This window comes from Dasania marina DSM 21967 (genome assembly GCF_000373485.1).
In the GTDB taxonomy this organism is placed as follows: Bacteria; Pseudomonadota; Gammaproteobacteria; order Pseudomonadales; family Dasaniaceae; genus Dasania; species Dasania marina.
In genome coordinates, this window is record NZ_KB891591.1 from 23,459 (window position 1) to 38,290 (window position 14,832).

The 14,832-nt window shown below is 49.6% G+C and carries 16 protein-coding genes; 3 read left to right on the top strand and 13 right to left on the bottom strand.

All coding sequences use genetic code 11. The features are described 5' to 3' along the window. Positions 1-4: 4 nt before the first annotated feature. Positions 5-1,909 carry an ATP-binding cassette domain-containing protein gene (locus B067_RS0118230; protein WP_019531536.1) on the bottom strand — a complete coding sequence of 635 codons (1,905 nt, stop codon included), beginning with the start codon at positions 1,907-1,909 and terminating at the stop codon, positions 5-7. A 58-nt stretch (positions 1,910-1,967) separates the two neighbouring features. Here B067_RS0118230 and B067_RS20965 point away from each other — a divergent pair, with 58 nt between their 5' ends. Then, the gene (locus B067_RS20965; RefSeq protein ID WP_019531537.1) at positions 1,968-2,465 is read left to right on the top strand and encodes a TIGR02444 family protein; all 498 of its coding nucleotides are present in this window, start codon (positions 1,968-1,970) and stop codon (positions 2,463-2,465) included. A gap of 45 nt (positions 2,466-2,510) precedes the next feature. Here B067_RS20965 and B067_RS20970 read toward each other — a convergent pair whose 3' ends face one another. Next, on the bottom strand, positions 2,511-3,386 hold the full coding sequence (locus tag B067_RS20970; protein WP_019531538.1) for a hypothetical protein: 876 nt from the start codon (positions 3,384-3,386) through the stop codon (positions 2,511-2,513). A gap of 345 nt (positions 3,387-3,731) precedes the next feature. Between B067_RS20970 and B067_RS0118245 the strand changes: the two genes are divergently transcribed. Further along, positions 3,732-4,448 (top strand): BamJ family beta-barrel-assembly machinery protein, encoded by a 717-nt coding sequence (locus tag B067_RS0118245; protein WP_019531539.1) that lies wholly within the window; start codon positions 3,732-3,734, stop codon positions 4,446-4,448. Positions 4,449-4,601: 153 nt separating this feature from the next. Here the strand turns inward: B067_RS0118245 and B067_RS0118250 are convergent, their stop codons facing one another. From B067_RS0118250 to B067_RS0118270, 5 genes are all read right to left on the bottom strand, one after another. Continuing rightward, on the bottom strand, positions 4,602-5,636 hold the full coding sequence (locus B067_RS0118250; RefSeq protein WP_240472889.1) for a WD40 repeat domain-containing protein: 1,035 nt from the start codon (positions 5,634-5,636) through the stop codon (positions 4,602-4,604). Positions 5,637-5,752: 116 nt separating this feature from the next. Further along, positions 5,753-6,235: an Rsd/AlgQ family anti-sigma factor gene (locus tag B067_RS0118255; protein ID WP_019531541.1), complete on the bottom strand. Its 483-nt coding sequence runs from the start codon at positions 6,233-6,235 to the stop codon at positions 5,753-5,755. A gap of 155 nt (positions 6,236-6,390) precedes the next feature. After that, positions 6,391-7,119, bottom strand: a complete 729-nt coding sequence (locus tag B067_RS0118260) for an LrgB family protein (protein WP_019531542.1) — start codon at positions 7,117-7,119, stop codon at positions 6,391-6,393. Next, a complete protein-coding gene (locus B067_RS0118265; protein WP_019531543.1) occupies positions 7,112-7,453 on the bottom strand; it encodes a CidA/LrgA family protein in 342 nt (113 codons plus the stop codon). The genes B067_RS0118260 and B067_RS0118265 overlap by 8 nt, the downstream gene beginning before the upstream one ends. Beyond that, positions 7,450-7,944, bottom strand: a complete 495-nt coding sequence (locus B067_RS0118270) for a disulfide bond formation protein B (RefSeq protein WP_019531544.1) — start codon at positions 7,942-7,944, stop codon at positions 7,450-7,452. Before B067_RS0118270 ends, B067_RS0118265 begins: the two co-directional genes overlap by 4 nt. Positions 7,945-8,065: 121 nt before the next feature. Between B067_RS0118270 and B067_RS0118275 the strand changes: the two genes are divergently transcribed. Continuing rightward, positions 8,066-8,512, top strand: coding sequence for a flagellar basal body-associated FliL family protein (locus B067_RS0118275; protein WP_019531545.1), 447 nt, complete (start codon positions 8,066-8,068; stop codon positions 8,510-8,512). 29 nt (positions 8,513-8,541) lie between these two features. On the opposite strand, the gene B067_RS0118280 is transcribed toward B067_RS0118275, so the two are convergent. The 6 genes from B067_RS0118280 to moaA form a co-directional block, all read right to left on the bottom strand. Then, on the bottom strand, positions 8,542-9,111 hold the full coding sequence (locus B067_RS0118280) for an acyl carrier protein phosphodiesterase (RefSeq protein ID WP_019531546.1): 570 nt from the start codon (positions 9,109-9,111) through the stop codon (positions 8,542-8,544). Between the two features lie 26 nt (positions 9,112-9,137). Next, on the bottom strand, positions 9,138-10,724 hold the full coding sequence (gene gshA / locus B067_RS0118285) for a glutamate--cysteine ligase (RefSeq protein ID WP_019531547.1): 1,587 nt from the start codon (positions 10,722-10,724) through the stop codon (positions 9,138-9,140). A gap of 145 nt (positions 10,725-10,869) precedes the next feature. After that, on the bottom strand, positions 10,870-11,232 hold the full coding sequence (locus B067_RS0118290; protein ID WP_019531548.1) for a PilZ domain-containing protein: 363 nt from the start codon (positions 11,230-11,232) through the stop codon (positions 10,870-10,872). 10 nt (positions 11,233-11,242) lie between these two features. Next, positions 11,243-13,144, bottom strand: a complete 1,902-nt coding sequence (locus B067_RS0118295) for a DUF1631 family protein (protein WP_019531549.1) — start codon at positions 13,142-13,144, stop codon at positions 11,243-11,245. Positions 13,145-13,160: 16 nt separating this feature from the next. After that, positions 13,161-13,628: a hypothetical protein gene (locus B067_RS0118300; RefSeq protein ID WP_019531550.1), complete on the bottom strand. Its 468-nt coding sequence runs from the start codon at positions 13,626-13,628 to the stop codon at positions 13,161-13,163. A gap of 152 nt (positions 13,629-13,780) precedes the next feature. After that, complete coding sequence (moaA, locus tag B067_RS0118310; protein WP_019531551.1) at positions 13,781-14,794, bottom strand: GTP 3',8-cyclase MoaA; 1,014 nt, start codon at positions 14,792-14,794, stop codon at positions 13,781-13,783. Positions 14,795-14,832: the final 38 nt, after the last annotated feature.

The following is a 14,832-nucleotide window of genomic DNA, read 5'->3' on the forward strand; positions in this document are numbered from 1 at the left end:
TCAATTAGCTGCTGATGATGTTTTCTAATTCATCGTTTAGCTCAAGCCACTGCTCTTCTGCTTGTTCATGGGCTTGCTTTAACTCGCCCTGTTCTTTTAATAGTTTTTGTAATTGTGGCTTGTTGTCGTCTTCGTACAATGTGGTGTCGGCTAGCGCCTGCTCTATGCTGCTGAGCTTGCCGTCCAGTTGCTCCATTACTTTTTCAATTTTTTTAATGGCATTGGTAATGGGTGCTAGTTTTTTGCGCTGCTCGGCGGCTTGCTGCCTTTGCTCTTTTTTGGTGTTGGCGCTGCTCTCAACATCTTTTTCGGCATTTTTACTCAGGTTATTGGCGATTTTTCGCTGTTCCATAATCCAGCGACTGTAGGCGTCCAAGTCGTCGTCAAAGACTACGGCTTTGCCGTTGGCCACTAATAAAAATTGGTCTACCGTGTTGCGCAATAAATGCCTGTCATGCGAGATCACCACCACGGCACCTTCAAAGCCTTGTAGGGCTACAGTGAGGGCGTGGCACATTTCTAAGTCTAGGTGGTTGGTGGGCTCGTCCAATAATAACAAATTGGGTTTTTGCCAAACTACGATGGCCAGTGCCAAACGCGCTTTTTCGCCACCGGAAAAATGACGGATGTTTGCCACCGCCATCTCGCCGTGAAAATTAAAGCCGCCTAAAAAATTGCGTATCTCTTGTTCGCGGGCTTTCGGTGCCAAGCGTTGTAGGTGCAGGGCGGGGCTGGCATCTAAGTCCAGTGCTTCCAGCTGATGTTGGCTGAAGTAGCCCAGTGCCATGTGCTCACCCTGAGTGCGCTCACCTTTCAGTAAGGTCAGCTCGGTGGCCAGCGTTTTGATTAAAGTCGATTTACCTGCGCCGTTGGCGCCCAGCAAACCTATGCGGCTGCCGGGATGGATGCTGAGGTTGAGGGCGTCGATAATAATGGTGTCGCCATAGCCCAGTTGGCCGTGGCTGATATTTAATAGCGGGTCAGAAAAACGGTCGGGCTCGGGAAATCTAAAGTTAAAGGGCGAATCTATATGCGCGGGGGCAATTTCTTCCATGCGCGCTAATTCTTTTAAGCGACTTTGCGCCTGTTTGGCTTTGGTAGCCTTGGCTCTAAAGCGGCGTACAAAATCGCTAATTTCACCGATGCGCTGTTGTTGCTTCTCGTAATTAGCTTGTTGTTGAGCTAGGCGCTCGGCACGTTGTCGCTCAAAGGCGGAGTAGTTGCCGCTGTAGGTGGTGAGCTGTTGGTTTTCTATGTGTACGATGCCGTCACAGACGCTGTCGATAAAGTCGCGGTCGTGGGAAATTAATAGCAAGCTGCCGTCATAGTTTTGCAGCCATTGTTCCAGCCATAGTTCGGCGTCTAAGTCGAGGTGATTGGTGGGCTCATCTAATAGCAATAGATCCGAAGGACTCATCAACGCCTGGGCTAGGTTGAGGCGTATGCGCCAGCCACCGGAAAAGCTGTTGGCCGGCTTTTGCGCATCGCTAATGCTAAAACCTAGGCCTAGCAATAATTGCACGGCTCTCACCTTGGCGTTGTAGCCATCTATATCGTCAAGCTGCTCGTGCAGGCTGGCGATTAGCAGGTGTTGCTCGCTGTGTTCGGCTTGTTGCAGTGCTTGCTCTATACGGCGTAGTTCGAGATCACCATCAATAATATAATCTAGGGCGGGGCGTTGGCTGGTAGCCACTTCCTGCGCCATATGGGCGATGCGCCATTGTCTGGGTATAGAGACGCTGCCACTATCGCTGCTAAGCTGACCTAAAATAAGCTGGAATAGGCTGGACTTGCCGCTGCCATTACCGCCAATTAAGGCATTTTTGTGGCCAGTGTGAAATACCGCACTAGCTTGCTCTAGCAAAATCTTGCTACCGCGTTGTAAGCTTACTGAATCAAGTTTAATCATGGCGGCGGAGTATACCTTGCTTGATCAAACGAGAGTAATGAAATCACCAGGATGATGTATGACGCACAACCCCTTTTGGCAGTATTCACTGACGGTGTATCAACGCCCGGCGGTGGCCGAACTATGTTTGCAATTACAGGATGATTACGGCGTTGATATCAATATGCTGCTGTGTGCAGCTTGGTTAGCGTCCATAGGCCAGCCACTCACTGATCCTTTGTTGCAAGGCTTACTGGCCGAGTCCGAGCAGTGGCAGCAGCGCTGTGTGCAGCCTTTGCGGCAGGCGCGGCGCTTTTTAAAAACCACTAGCAGTTCAGACATTTATCAACAGGCCAAAGCTCTAGAGCTGCAAGCGGAAGCCCTGCAGCAGCAGCGCCTGTATGATCAGCTGCGCAACCTACCTTTAGCCGCAGCTCAGCAAGGTTTATTACACCGCAATGTGAGTCACTATTTGGGTGGCTTAATTGTGGATGAGGCGGATGTAACGCCGGCGGTGCAGGGCTTTTGTAGTTTGCTGACTAACACTGTCAATGTGGCCGCAAGCCATCCGCTCTAAGCCTCCTGCGAGTATTAGAGCGGATGGCTTGCGGTTAGATCGCAGCTAAAAATCAAAAAGGCTTTTAATAACGGGGGAATCGTCCTTAGCTTTTTTATCGGCAGGCTTTTCTTTTTCTTCTATGGGCTTGGGTGCCGGTGCTGCTTGCTTAAGCACGGGCGCGGCTACTGGCTTGGGCAGGTCTGCCAAAATCTTAGTTTGTACGGGAGCGGCTATAGGCGCAGCGGATGCCGTTACCGCAGGGGCTGCAGCTGGCTGGGCTTTAGCTTGGTCTACCTTGCTAGGGGCGGGGCGGGGTTTTACCGCTGCCGTTTTTTGAGCACTAGCTTTAACCGGCGCTTTTTTTACCACGCTTTTTTTGCTTGCGACCTTGGCTGGGGCTTGCTTGGCTGCGGCGGGCTTAGCGGCAGGGGATTTACGTGGGTTAGTTTTTGCCTTGCTCTTGACCTTTGCTGGCGCAGCCTTGCTGGCCGCTGTGGCCTTAGGCTGAGCGGTTTTAGTTTTAGCGGGGGCCTTTTTCTTGGCTGCGGGCTTTTTAGCTGGTGGGCTGCTTTGCTTGAGGGCGGCTGCCAAGGTTTTGGCTCTGGCTACGTCACTTTTAATGGCGGCAAGGCTGGCTTTATCAGCGGCAGCAGCGTTTTGACAACTAGCCAACATTTTTTTGGCGGTGGCTACAGCGCTTTTTGCGGCGCTCTTTTGTTTAGCATTTTTGGCTGCCTGTTGTTTTTTGTTGGCCGTAGCGAGCTGAGCTTTAGCTTTGTTGAGCGCGGCAGCTGATTTTTTAGCGGCAGCGGTGTGCTGCTTTAATTGTGCTGCGCGGGCTTTACTGAGTGCGGCTTGGGCCCTGGCGAGTTGCTTTTCAATATCGGCAACGCTGGGTGCAGACGTTTTGGGTGACGTCTTTTTTGCTTTACTTGCCATGGTGTTAAATCCCTTCTGATTATTATTGGCATAGGCTACTTTATACGATAAATATCAACTACTTATCAATGGTATAGTACAAATTTTCAACAAACGATAGTCTCTCGTTTAAATTCGCCCCTACGACGAGAGATAAAAACCACTGGCGGCTGTGGCTTTTTTAGCTATTTGCGGTAAATTGTGTGCCGTGTACTATAGATACCTGCAAGCGTGGTGCCTGTGCTGCATGGGCTATTTGTGAAGCCACGCTATCGAGCAGGGAACTTACGAAGCTGTTCACAGACTTATATCACTAGCAATGACTACAATAACAATCTTTATATTTAAGCCTTAAAAGGAATATCAATGAAACGCAATTTACTGGTTGCTGCAGCAATAACTGCAGCATTGGCAGGCTGTAATCAACAAGCCGCGGAAAAAACGGTTACGTTAGATGACTCGGCCAAGCGCGTCAGCTATGGCATGGGCATAGGCTTAGGTGAGCGTATCGCGCAGGAGAGCATCGAGGTTGACGCTGACGCCTTTGCGCTAGGCATGAAGCATGCCTTAGCGGGTGGCGAGCGTTTAATGACGCAAGAAGAAGTGATGGCTGAAATGCAAACTTTCCAGCAGCAGCAAATGGAAAAGCAAAAGGCCGCACAAACCGCTATAGCCGACCAAAATAAACAAGCCGGTGAGGCCTTTTTAGCAGAAAATGCAGCTAAAGAAGGGGTAATCACCTTAGATAGCGGCCTACAGTACTCGGTGATTACCGAAGGTGCCGGTGCCAAACCTAGCGCGACCGATACCGTAGAGGTGCACTACCGTGGAACGTTAATTGATGGCACCGAGTTTGATAGCTCTTACAAGCGTGACGCCACCGTCAGCTTTCCCGTTAACGGCGTGATTGCCGGTTGGACCGAAGCCCTGCAATTAATGCCGGTAGGTTCTAAGTGGAACTTATATATCCCCTCTGACTTGGCCTACGGCCCAGGCGGCACCGGCGGCCCTATAGGCCCCGACGCGACGCTGATATTTGAGGTTGAGTTGGTTTCGATTAAGGATGATGCAGCTACTAAATAGTAGCTTTACCATAAAAAAAGGGGCGTAACTCGTTGTAGTTACGCCCCTTTTTTTATGGTAGCTGTAAGTGGCAAGCTGCAAGAGGTAAGAAAAACACTAAGGCGCTTGTTAGATTTCGATGGAAGCAGGTACGCTACTTGTAGCTAAAGCGCCTTAGCGCTTTAAAACATGACTAAACCCATTCGATGCCAGCGCTAGGTATTTACCGCTAATGGCGCTAAAGCCTACTGCCACTATGCTGGCGCTGGTGGGCTTGAAGAGGTCGCGTTTGGGTACGGTCCAGCTGGCTAGGGGCTGGAGGGTTTTGACATCCCAGAGCTGCACCTTTCGATCGGAGCTGCCGGTAAGTAATTGCTTACCATCACTAGAGAACTTGGCTGCGGTGAAGGATAGGCCGCGTCTTAGGCTGCTGGCGCGCAGTGGTAGCTCGCCTAACAGTTTGCCTGTTTGGGTATCCCAGAGCGCGGCCTTATCGTATTTGGCGACGGTAAAGGCTTTGTCGCCCGTGCTGGTTAAGGCGACGGTGACCACCTCATCAGCGTGCTGCCAGGTAAATAAAGCCTTGCCGCTGTTAACATCCCAGAGCTTAGCGTCGCTGTCATCAGAACCGGTTAGCGCTAACTTACCGTCGTCGCTAAGGGCTACTGCGGTCACTCTATTGCGGTGATAAAAGCTGCGTTTAACCCCGCCACGCTTGACGTCAAATAACACCGCACTGTCATCATGCAGTCCCAAAAAGGCAAAGTTACCGTTGTTGCTTAGGGCGATGTCGTGTACTTGGCTGGGGGAGGTCCAAAAAGTCAGGGCCTTGCCGCTTTGGGTAGACCACAGCACCATGGTTTGGTGATCGGCGGTAAGGGCAAAGTCACCTTCGGGTGAGAAACCGCTGGCGATAATATTGCTGTATTCACCCTGCTTGTGATTCCAATTGTAGAGACGCTCGTTTTGGCTGCTGCGCCACAGGCTGCCGCCGTGATGTATGGAGCCTATCACGCTGAGCTTGCCGTCATTGCTGATAGCGCCGCTGTACAGGCCTTTAACAGCCACTTCTACGCTGTGCTCGGGCGCCTTACCGGCATCACAGGCGCTAAGCGTAAAGCATGCGGCGAATAATAGGGCAGTGAGTTTGCGTGTGGTTAGATAGCGGGGCAGCATTCGGGGTTTACGATTGCTGTGTAGTGCTGGCATTGGCCGAATCTCGCCTTGGGTAATGAGTGTATTGCCATGCCCGGCAGTAGAGCCGGTGCATGGCGATAAGCCTCTATCTCAGCAGACTTTACCTTGCCACTAGTTATTACAAGTGGCTAGGCTTCGGTGGTGATGGCTTTGTGCGCGTTGTGCATTACATCGATAAGCCTGTCTTCAATTTCAAAACGCAGTTCCAAAACTTCACCCAATTTTGAGAGTTTGTTAGATAAATTGTTTAAGGGCGTGTTTTGGTCGGTTTCAGCGTACTTGTCGTGAAACTCCATAGCGATAGTGGTGTTTTCGTTAAGTTCGGGCAATAGGCCTTGAGCAATATTGGCGCTGCCATCTTTAAACTCTTCAGCTTCGCGCAGCAGTTGGTAGTACACCTCGAAGTGACCAGCGCAAACATAATCAACTAATAATTGGCAAAAATGCTGCAGACGTTTGTGTAATTGCTCGGCATTTTCAGACCTTTCATTGTCACGGTCTTCGCCTACGGCACAAAATTCTACGATGAGTTTTTGGCGCTCTTCTAACCAACGCTCTATCATCTCGTTGACGCCACTCCAGCGTTCTTCAATGGTGCATGTGTCTAGCATAGTAAGTCCCCTAATACCTAACTGCTTGATGGGAGCCGCTTCTCTACGTCAGTAAACGCTGTTAACCGCTCTGCGTAATCTTTTTGTAAGCATGCTTGCTGTTGAATATAAGTGAGCGGGGCTTGACTGGCAAGGCATAGTTGCCCAGAGCCGCTTTATTTCAAGAGGCTAACGATTATAGGAATAACAATGGCGCTAAAACTGCCGGTTAAACACAGTGCCAAGCTAGCAAAAGCGCCGGCCTTGCTGCTGCGCTCAAAAGCTAGCACGGTAGCCGTGCCATGTGCACTAATGCCTAAGCAAAAGCCCCAAATTCTATCATCGTCTATGTGTAGCCAGCGTAGGATTAAAGGGCCAAAGCACAGGCCAGTAACAGCAGTCACCATCACGCCACCGGCGGCCAGCGCGGTGTTGCCACCAATAATCTCAGTGACGGTCATCGCTATGGGGGTGGTGAGTGATTTGGTCGACAGCGACAGCAGTGTTTCAGTGCTGGCACCCATGGCATAAGCCAGCCCCACCGCGGATAGTGCAGCAAAACTGGCGCCGAAAACCAGAGTAATTACTATGGGGGCAAATAATTGGCGTATGTATTTGGCGTTTTGGTAGAGCGGTATGGCCAGTGCTACGGTGGTAGGGCCCAGTAATAGGGTCAATATGTAACTGTCTGAAAAATATTGCTGGTAGCTAATGTCCAGTTGCTTAATGAGCAGAGCGATGACCGCTGCGCAAACTATAGTGGGGTGCAATAAAGGGAAGCGCTGGCTGCGCAGATAAAGCACTTGGCTAAGCTGAAAGCAGATTAAGGTTAAGCTAATGGCAAACAAAGGGCTGACTAAAAAATCGCTATACCAAGCACTGTTGGGGAGTAAAAAATCAGTCATGATTTTTTACCAGCCGCTTCATTAGTAGCACATTGAAGCTTAGTGATAACACGGTGCCGGCGACCAGCGCCACGGCTATAGCCAGCCATTGCGACATAATCTGTGTGCTTAAAAAAAACAGGCCGGTGGTGGCCGGTACAAATAATAAGGTCATTAAGCCGATTAGCGATTGGCTGGCGCTTTGCAATGATGTAGAGGCGCCACCGCGCAGACATAGCGCGGCAAATAATAACAACATGCCTATTACTGGCCCGGGCAGTACAACTTGGCTGTAGCTGCGGATTAATTCACCCAGACATTGAAACAGCAATAAAATACTAAGGCCTTTGATCATGCGGCAGTGGCTGGCTTACGTAAAAGTTGCCACAGGGCCGCACCCAAAAATCCCACAAACCACAGCAGCGACCATTCCGCCATACTCAGGCCTACAAAGGTCCAATCCACTATGGCGCAGTTGCCTTCCCCTAGGATTAGCATTTTTAGCGCTTCGGCAAAAGGAAACGTCTCCAGCATATATTCTAAGCTGGGGCCGCAGGCGGGGACTAACTCGGGGGGTAGATGCTGTAACCACACTTGCCTGCCCGCAGCGGCTATACCGCCTAGGCTGGCTAGAGCGATAAGCAGTGAGTAAATCTTGTAACCTTGTTTATGGATGATAGCGATTAAGGCAAAACCACCTATGAGGCAATAGGCTGCACGCTGGGTCATGCACAAGGGGCAGGGAATTAAGCCCATGACATATTGGCTATAAAGTCCATAGCCCATCAGGCCGATAACAGCGATGAGAATAATGATATTGATATGACGCGGGCTACTGGTAATCATAAAAGGCTCCTAATTAAGGGTTGCTACATTAGGGCAAATAGACTTTTTGCTCAAGGCCAATGTGGCGTTGTTAGCGCCCAGCGCATATCATGTGTCGATTGATCAACTATAGGAAATAATCATGCGGGCCACCACGCAGCTCATAGCCAAACTGTTTTATGTATTGCTAATTTTATCGTGTACTTCATTAACCTTTGGTCAAGATGACGAGTCTGCAGAAGGCGCCGCGGCGGAACCGGCGACCACCTACTTTGCGCTAAAGCCTGCCTTTGTGGTGAACTACGGCGGTGCTGGCCGTTTACGTTATTTAAAAACGGCCATTACCCTGCGGGTAAAAACCGGTGGCGGTACCCCAGGCATGGCGCAGGTGCGGCAACATTTACCCTATATACGCCATACCTTGGTGATGTTGTTGTCGCAGCAAACCGATGAAGGGATGTCTTCTATGGAGGGGCGTGAATTGGTGCGTCAGTCGGCTTTAGAGGCGGTGCGGCAAGTGCTGATAGAGGAAGAGGGCGAAGAGTTTATCGCTGACTTATTATTCGATTCGTTTATTGTTCAGCGTTAATGTTTAACGTTACTGCTCAGCGCTAATATTCATTGCATGCCGTTGACGTGTTGTTGCAGTTGCGGGTAGAACTGCAAAAAAGTGCGCTCTATCTGCTGATAGTGCTGCGCTAGAATTTCATCTGTGTCGGCCAAGGGGTTAGTCACGCGCATGCGCAGCCCTATGCTGGCTATGACCTCAATAATAAAGTCCCACTCCTGATAGCGGTTTAATAAATCGTGTTTAACAATGCGCTTAACGTGGGGCTGTGCCGCTGCAGGCCAGTGGGTGTTGCTTAAAAATTGATACATTTCTGTGCTGAATGTGGCTAATGTTTGCGGGTGAAACTGCTGCCAATGTTTAATAAGGAAATGGTCAAAGGCAACGTCTAGCATAATGGGACTAAAGCGCCGGAACTTTTTCGGAAAGTCTGCCTGGCATGCGCGGATTAGCGCATGGTTGTCAGTGTAAGCATCGATGCGGCGGTGTAGTCGTATGCCCTGCTCCCAGTCAGCTGGATACTCGCCTTTAAGCGGCCCTTTAACCACATCCCCCAGCAAGGCCCCTATCATTAAGCCGGGCGTGTCGTGGCTTAAGTGTAGGTGGGCCAGATAGTTCATATTGGCTTAACCTTGATGCCGTTGTGTTACAGCTGTTGATACTGTTGGTAAAAGGCAGCCAAGTACTCATCAAAGCCTACCGTGCTTTCGCTTTCTAGTGCGGCGCGGCGCTGATTAGATTCATGGCTTGCTGTTTCAAACGCATCGATTTGCTCGCTACTGAGCGTGGTTTTTTTAAAATTGTCCGCGTGTTGCTGCGATTGTGCCAAGGCAAATTCAAAATAGCTTTGCTGGTTCTTCTGCATGTCAGCCAATATTTTAGCCGAAGGCGTGAGGGCGGGGTTGTGCAGCTTTTCAAGTTGTTGCTGGCAAACGCGTTGGTAGTTGCCACCACCGTGTAGGGCGTCCAAATGTTTGGCGATGGCGGTGATGCCTTGCAGTAACTCTTCAGCCCAGTCACTCATGGCAACATTGCCAGCGCGCTGCTGTAGTTGCAGCCCGGGCTGGCGACCGTGATTAACAACAGCCTTAAAATTGCTATTAATACGTGCGCTATCATCATCATCACATTCGGGGCTATCATCGAATAGGCAAAATAATAGTAGGCAGTCGACAAAACGTATTTCGTCTTTATCGATACCCAGTGGTAAATAGGGGTTTACATCTATGGTGCGCACTTCTATGTATTCGACGCCACGGTTTTGCAGAGCGCCTAAGGGAATCTCGCCTGACTCGGTAACGCGTTTGGGGCGTATGGTGCTGTAAAATTCATTTTCGATTTGTAGCAAGGCGGTAGACAGTTGCTGATAGGCACCGTCTTTTTTAATGCCGATTTTTTGATAGTCGGGGTGCTCGGTGACTATCGCTTGCTTAAGCGTCTCTATGTAGTTGTCTAGCTTGTTGTAGCAAATGGCTAAGCCATTTTGGGCATTACTCTGGTAGCCAAAGTCGCCCATGCGTAAAGCAGTGGCGTAGGGCAGGTAGAGGGTACTGTCATCCAGCTCTTGCAAGTCGTGCTGCTGGCCTTGTAAAAAACATTTGCTGACTGCAGGAGATGCGCCGTAGAGGTAGGGTAGCAACCAAGAGATACGACGGAAGTTGCGGATAACATGAAAGTAACTTTCGGTTTTAAAATCTTGTATGGATAACGCTTGTGACTCGGCCGAGCGCTGCTGCTGTAAATGCGGCCATAGGCCTTCAGGTAGCGAGAAGTTATAGTGTATGCCGGAAATGGTTTGCATGGCCCGGCCGTAGCGGTTGCCTAAGCCTACCCGGTAGGCGGTCTTCATTTTAGCAGCATTGGAGCTGCCATAGCGCGCTACCGGTATGGCGGCATCTTCTGGTAGCTGGCAGGGCATGCTGGCGGTCCACATCAGCTCATCACCCAGTTGCGAGTAGACATAGCGATGAACCTCATCCAGTGACGCCAGCGCGCCATCTATAGAAGGAAATACCGGGGTGATTAGCTCTAGCAGCGATTCGGAAAAATCGGTGGTGATTCTGGGGTGAGTAAAGGGCGAACCCAAGCCTTTGGGGTGATCGGTTTGGGCTAATAGGCCGGCACGGGTAGTGCGTAGGCTTTCTTTTTCTATACCGCGCTGTAGCGATTTTAAATACTGGAAGGCGTCGGTTTGGCTCAGTTGCTCTATGCGCTGCGTGGCTAACTCTGGCAAGGTCTTACTCCGGTGTCCTTAGGCGGTAGGCGTATGGTTGGCAACGCTGCGAAAGGATAATTGATGGTTGAGCGCAGTGTAATGATGCCGCTAAGGCTATACAAGCACGTAGGGCCTTTTTTTACCCTCGATAACTGGGCGGGCGTTAATCGTCTTCGCCTTGCTCTAGGCGTTGGGCAATCAACTGTTTCCACTGGATAATGTCAGTGTTTTCAGCGTCGTAGATCGCAAACCCTATATTAAAGTCCTGTCCTTGCGGTTCCACCCATTTAACTTCGCCGACTAGCTGCATGGCAGCCTGTTGATCGTGAAATTCGGCAAATAGGCGCAAGATGCTGCCTAGTTCCGGGCGTTCGTCCATTTGAAATTGCAGGCCGTTGGCAGAGATATCTAAACTATTGCATATCACAACTTTGGTGCCATTAAATGACGTGCTGTCATAGGCTTCAACAAAGATAGTGGTTTGTTCGTTGACTCGGCCTTCACTGCGTTTATCATTATTGTTCATAGTGAGCTTCTTATTTTTGCTGACGAATGCTGTTGACGACTTTTGATAGCGCGTCTTCAAAGCGGTCGCCGTTATCGATAATTTCGGCCTGGCCGGTAGCTAGCTGAATAATGAGGTCTTGTTTTGCTATTTCGCAGTCTTTAATACCCCGCTTATTAACAAAAATATAGTTATTGCCCTGTTGCGTGATGGCGGCAAGCTTACAGTCGCGCGATTGCTCGTTGCTATAAAGGCGTACTATGCCACCGCTGTTAAATTTGTGCAGTAATTCGCTGTATTTTTGTTGCGCGTTAAGCGCTGTTTCTGCCGCCGCAAGACGTTGTTGTTGAGCCTCTTGTTGGGATTGTTGCTGCGTTTTTTTTCGCGCTATAGCCTGCGCTTCAGCCAGCGCCTTTTTCTGGTCGGCCAAACGTTTTTGTAATTGTAGTTGTTGCTGCGTTCTCTTTCCCGTCAGTAGCGCTTGATTTTTTTCTTGTGCTTGTTGTTGGGTGGCTAATAATTTTTCTATTAAAATTGTACCGGTTTGACTAATGTAAGATTGGCTGGCTAGCGGCTTAATACTGTTGTTAGCTAATTTGTAGGCCAGCTCTTCGTAAGAGTATTGGCAGGCTTTTACGCCTACATGATTGCTGAATAGTAGTTGCTGGCTGTCGTTGAGTTTTAGTAATAATTTAATGGCCTGCGGTTGTCCGTCAATGCTGTGGCACAGCCACTGTTGCGGTTTCAGTAAGTTCACTTTTTTAAGCAGGCTACCACTAATTTTGGTGTGGCTATCGTTGAGTGGGTTACTGTTGTTGAGCGCTAGGCAGGGATTGCGCTCTATAGCTTGACCTTTCAGTATGCGTAAGTGTTGCGCTTCTATGTCGGCTAATACCTCTGCCAATTTATCCGGCTGGTGTTTTAGGCTGGCTAGGTTGTTGGTTAGTTCTTCTTGCAGCTGGCTTAAAAGGCGGTAGATACGTTGCTGGGTGTCGTTGTCCTCAGGGTCGTAGGGCTTAAAGGTCCAGATAAAGGTTTCAGTCAGTTTTTTTAAGCGGTGAAACTCTACCTGCATATTTTCACTGCTGATTAACAGCAACACAATAGATTCGTGCCAGCTGTTGTGCAAAAAATGTTGAATGCTGGTGGGTAATAATTGTTGCTGGGTTTTCTCATTAATAATTCGGGTGGCCATTTCCTGGCTGCGTTTGGCTTTTAGTGCGCCACTTTCTGCAGCGATCATGCGTTGCTCTAGTTTGTGAATGCGGGCATCGTATTGTGCGAAAAAATCAGTGAGGGCGTTGCGCTCGTAATCTATATCGCCCTGTTGCCAGCTTTTGATTAGCGCGCCCACGGCTTCTTGTAGCTGCTGCAAAAAACGATGGTTGGCTCTGTTGTCACTGGCATGCCAACCTATGCAGTGTTGCTGGGTAGTGGCTAAGAGCGTGATAAACGAGTGATGCTGCCACAGCCATTTGCTGTTGCTTAATTGTAAGTCGGCGATAATTAATAGCAGCGGTGCGATAGCCTGCTGTATCTCCTCGGCCAGTTGATGGCTAGAGCAATAGTTGATAAATAGCTGCTCACAAAAGCGCAGTTGTGCGTAACTGTCTTGGCTCAGGCTATTGCTGGGTTCTAGTTGTTGTTGCAAAGTGGTTAGCAGCTGTGTGCCGGCTAGGTGGTCTAGCTTGCGCAGTAGCGCCTGGCTTTGTTGTTGGTTGAGTTGGCTGGGCTTTTGTTGTGGCTGAGTTTGTGGCTGGGATTGGGGGTAGCAAAAATTGAGTAGCTCTAAAAATACGCTGTCTTCACTGTTAATAAGCGTGTCTAGGGTTTGGTTGTGAGTGGTTGTAATACTGATGGCTAAGCTCTCGGTTAATACGTAAAGCGACAGCCATGTTAGCTGCCTAGCTGTTAAGTATATCGTAAAAAACACATTTGGCTGCGCTGGTTTAGCCGTTGCTTTTAATAGGGCTGATAAGTGCCTGCTGTTCGGCGGCGGCAAGGTTTTTGAGGTCGTGCAGAGCAAGCTCGACTTTTTCAAAGGCTAGACGCAGGGCGGGGTCTTTTTTGAGGATTAGGTTGTTGCCTAAAATTTGATTGATATAGCCTAGGGCACGCTCGGTTTTTTGCTGGTAGTCGCTATAGTTGTCGTGGCGTTTGGCGGGTAGCTGTTCTTCTATTAGGGTGTGGTGGCCGTTGACCGTTTGTTCGTGCATGGCCGGTAGCCTAAAGGCACTGAGAAAGGCTTGGATATCATTGCGCAGCCCCGCGGTGTTGACGCCCATAGGTTCTACCGGGTTGTCATTCCAACATTCTATAGTGCCGCTGCTGCTGTAATACACCTCATGCACCTGATAGACCTGCTCGTTATTGAGTGGGTCGGTTTTTTTTATGATGCGGTAGTTCCAGCTAGTCATGGGCGAGCCAGTGGGTCTGTTAGCGTTATTGGTTGTTATACATGCTAATAATGCTGCCTATGATAGAAGCGTGGTGTTTGTCTAAGCAAGTTTTTTTAACGATGAGCGTTAAAAGGCTATCTTTTTATGGCGCTTACATAATGTGGCGGCTGTTAGCCGCCGGTTGTATTCATAAAGCGTACAATCTGCGGGCTGTCATCTAATTCAAAGTGATGGCGCTCGGGTTTTAAATCCATAGCGTCGATAATGGCGAGCTTGAGTGCGGCTTTGTCGCCGCCGTTGCGGAGTATGGCGCGTAAATCAATAGAGTGTTCATTACCTAGGCATAGTAGCAAGCGGCCTTCGGCGGTGACGCGCACGCGATTGCATAAATGGCAAAAGTTATGGCTGTGAGGTGAGATGAAGCCTACGCGGCTGTTGCTATTAGCCAGCGCATAATAGCGCGAGGGGCCGCCGGTGTGTTCGTTTAGGGCGGTGAGTATGTGCTGCTGGCTAAGCTGCTGCTGTATGTCATCGCTGGAATAAAAACTGAGCTTACGGCTGTGCTCGTCTATTAACCCTAGCGGCATCTCCTCGATAAAGGCGATATCTATACCCTTGTCGCAGGCGAAATTAACGAGGTCTATGACCTCGTCTTGGTTGCGGCCGTTTAAAATCACCGCATTAATTTTTATGCGTTCAAAGCCTGCGGCTATGGCGCAGTCTATACCGGTTAACACTTGTGCTAAATCACCGGTGCGGGTGAGCTGTTTAAAGCGTTGCGGATTGAGGCTGTCTAGACTGATATTAATGCGCTTAACGCCTTTGGCTTTTAATTCACTGGCGTATTTTTCTAATTGTGAGCCATTAGTGGTGAGGGTGAGCTCATCTAGGCTGGCTATGCTGCCTATATGCTCTATTAACGATAAAACATTTTTGCGTACCAAGGGCTCGCCACCGGTGAGGCGTATGCGTTTAACTCCCAATTCGGCAAAGGCGTCGGCCACTAGCGCCAGCTCTTCTAGGCTGAGCACCTGTTGCCGCGGTACAAAGGTCATATCTTCCGCCATACAATATACGCAGCGGAAGTCGCAGCGATCGGTGACGGAGATACGTACATAATCCACTTTGCGACCAAATTTGTCGATAAGCGCGGGGCTGGGTAGTGCTGAGCTAGATGTATTCATAAGGCCAATGGTACCCTTACCCGCTAATAAAACAAATA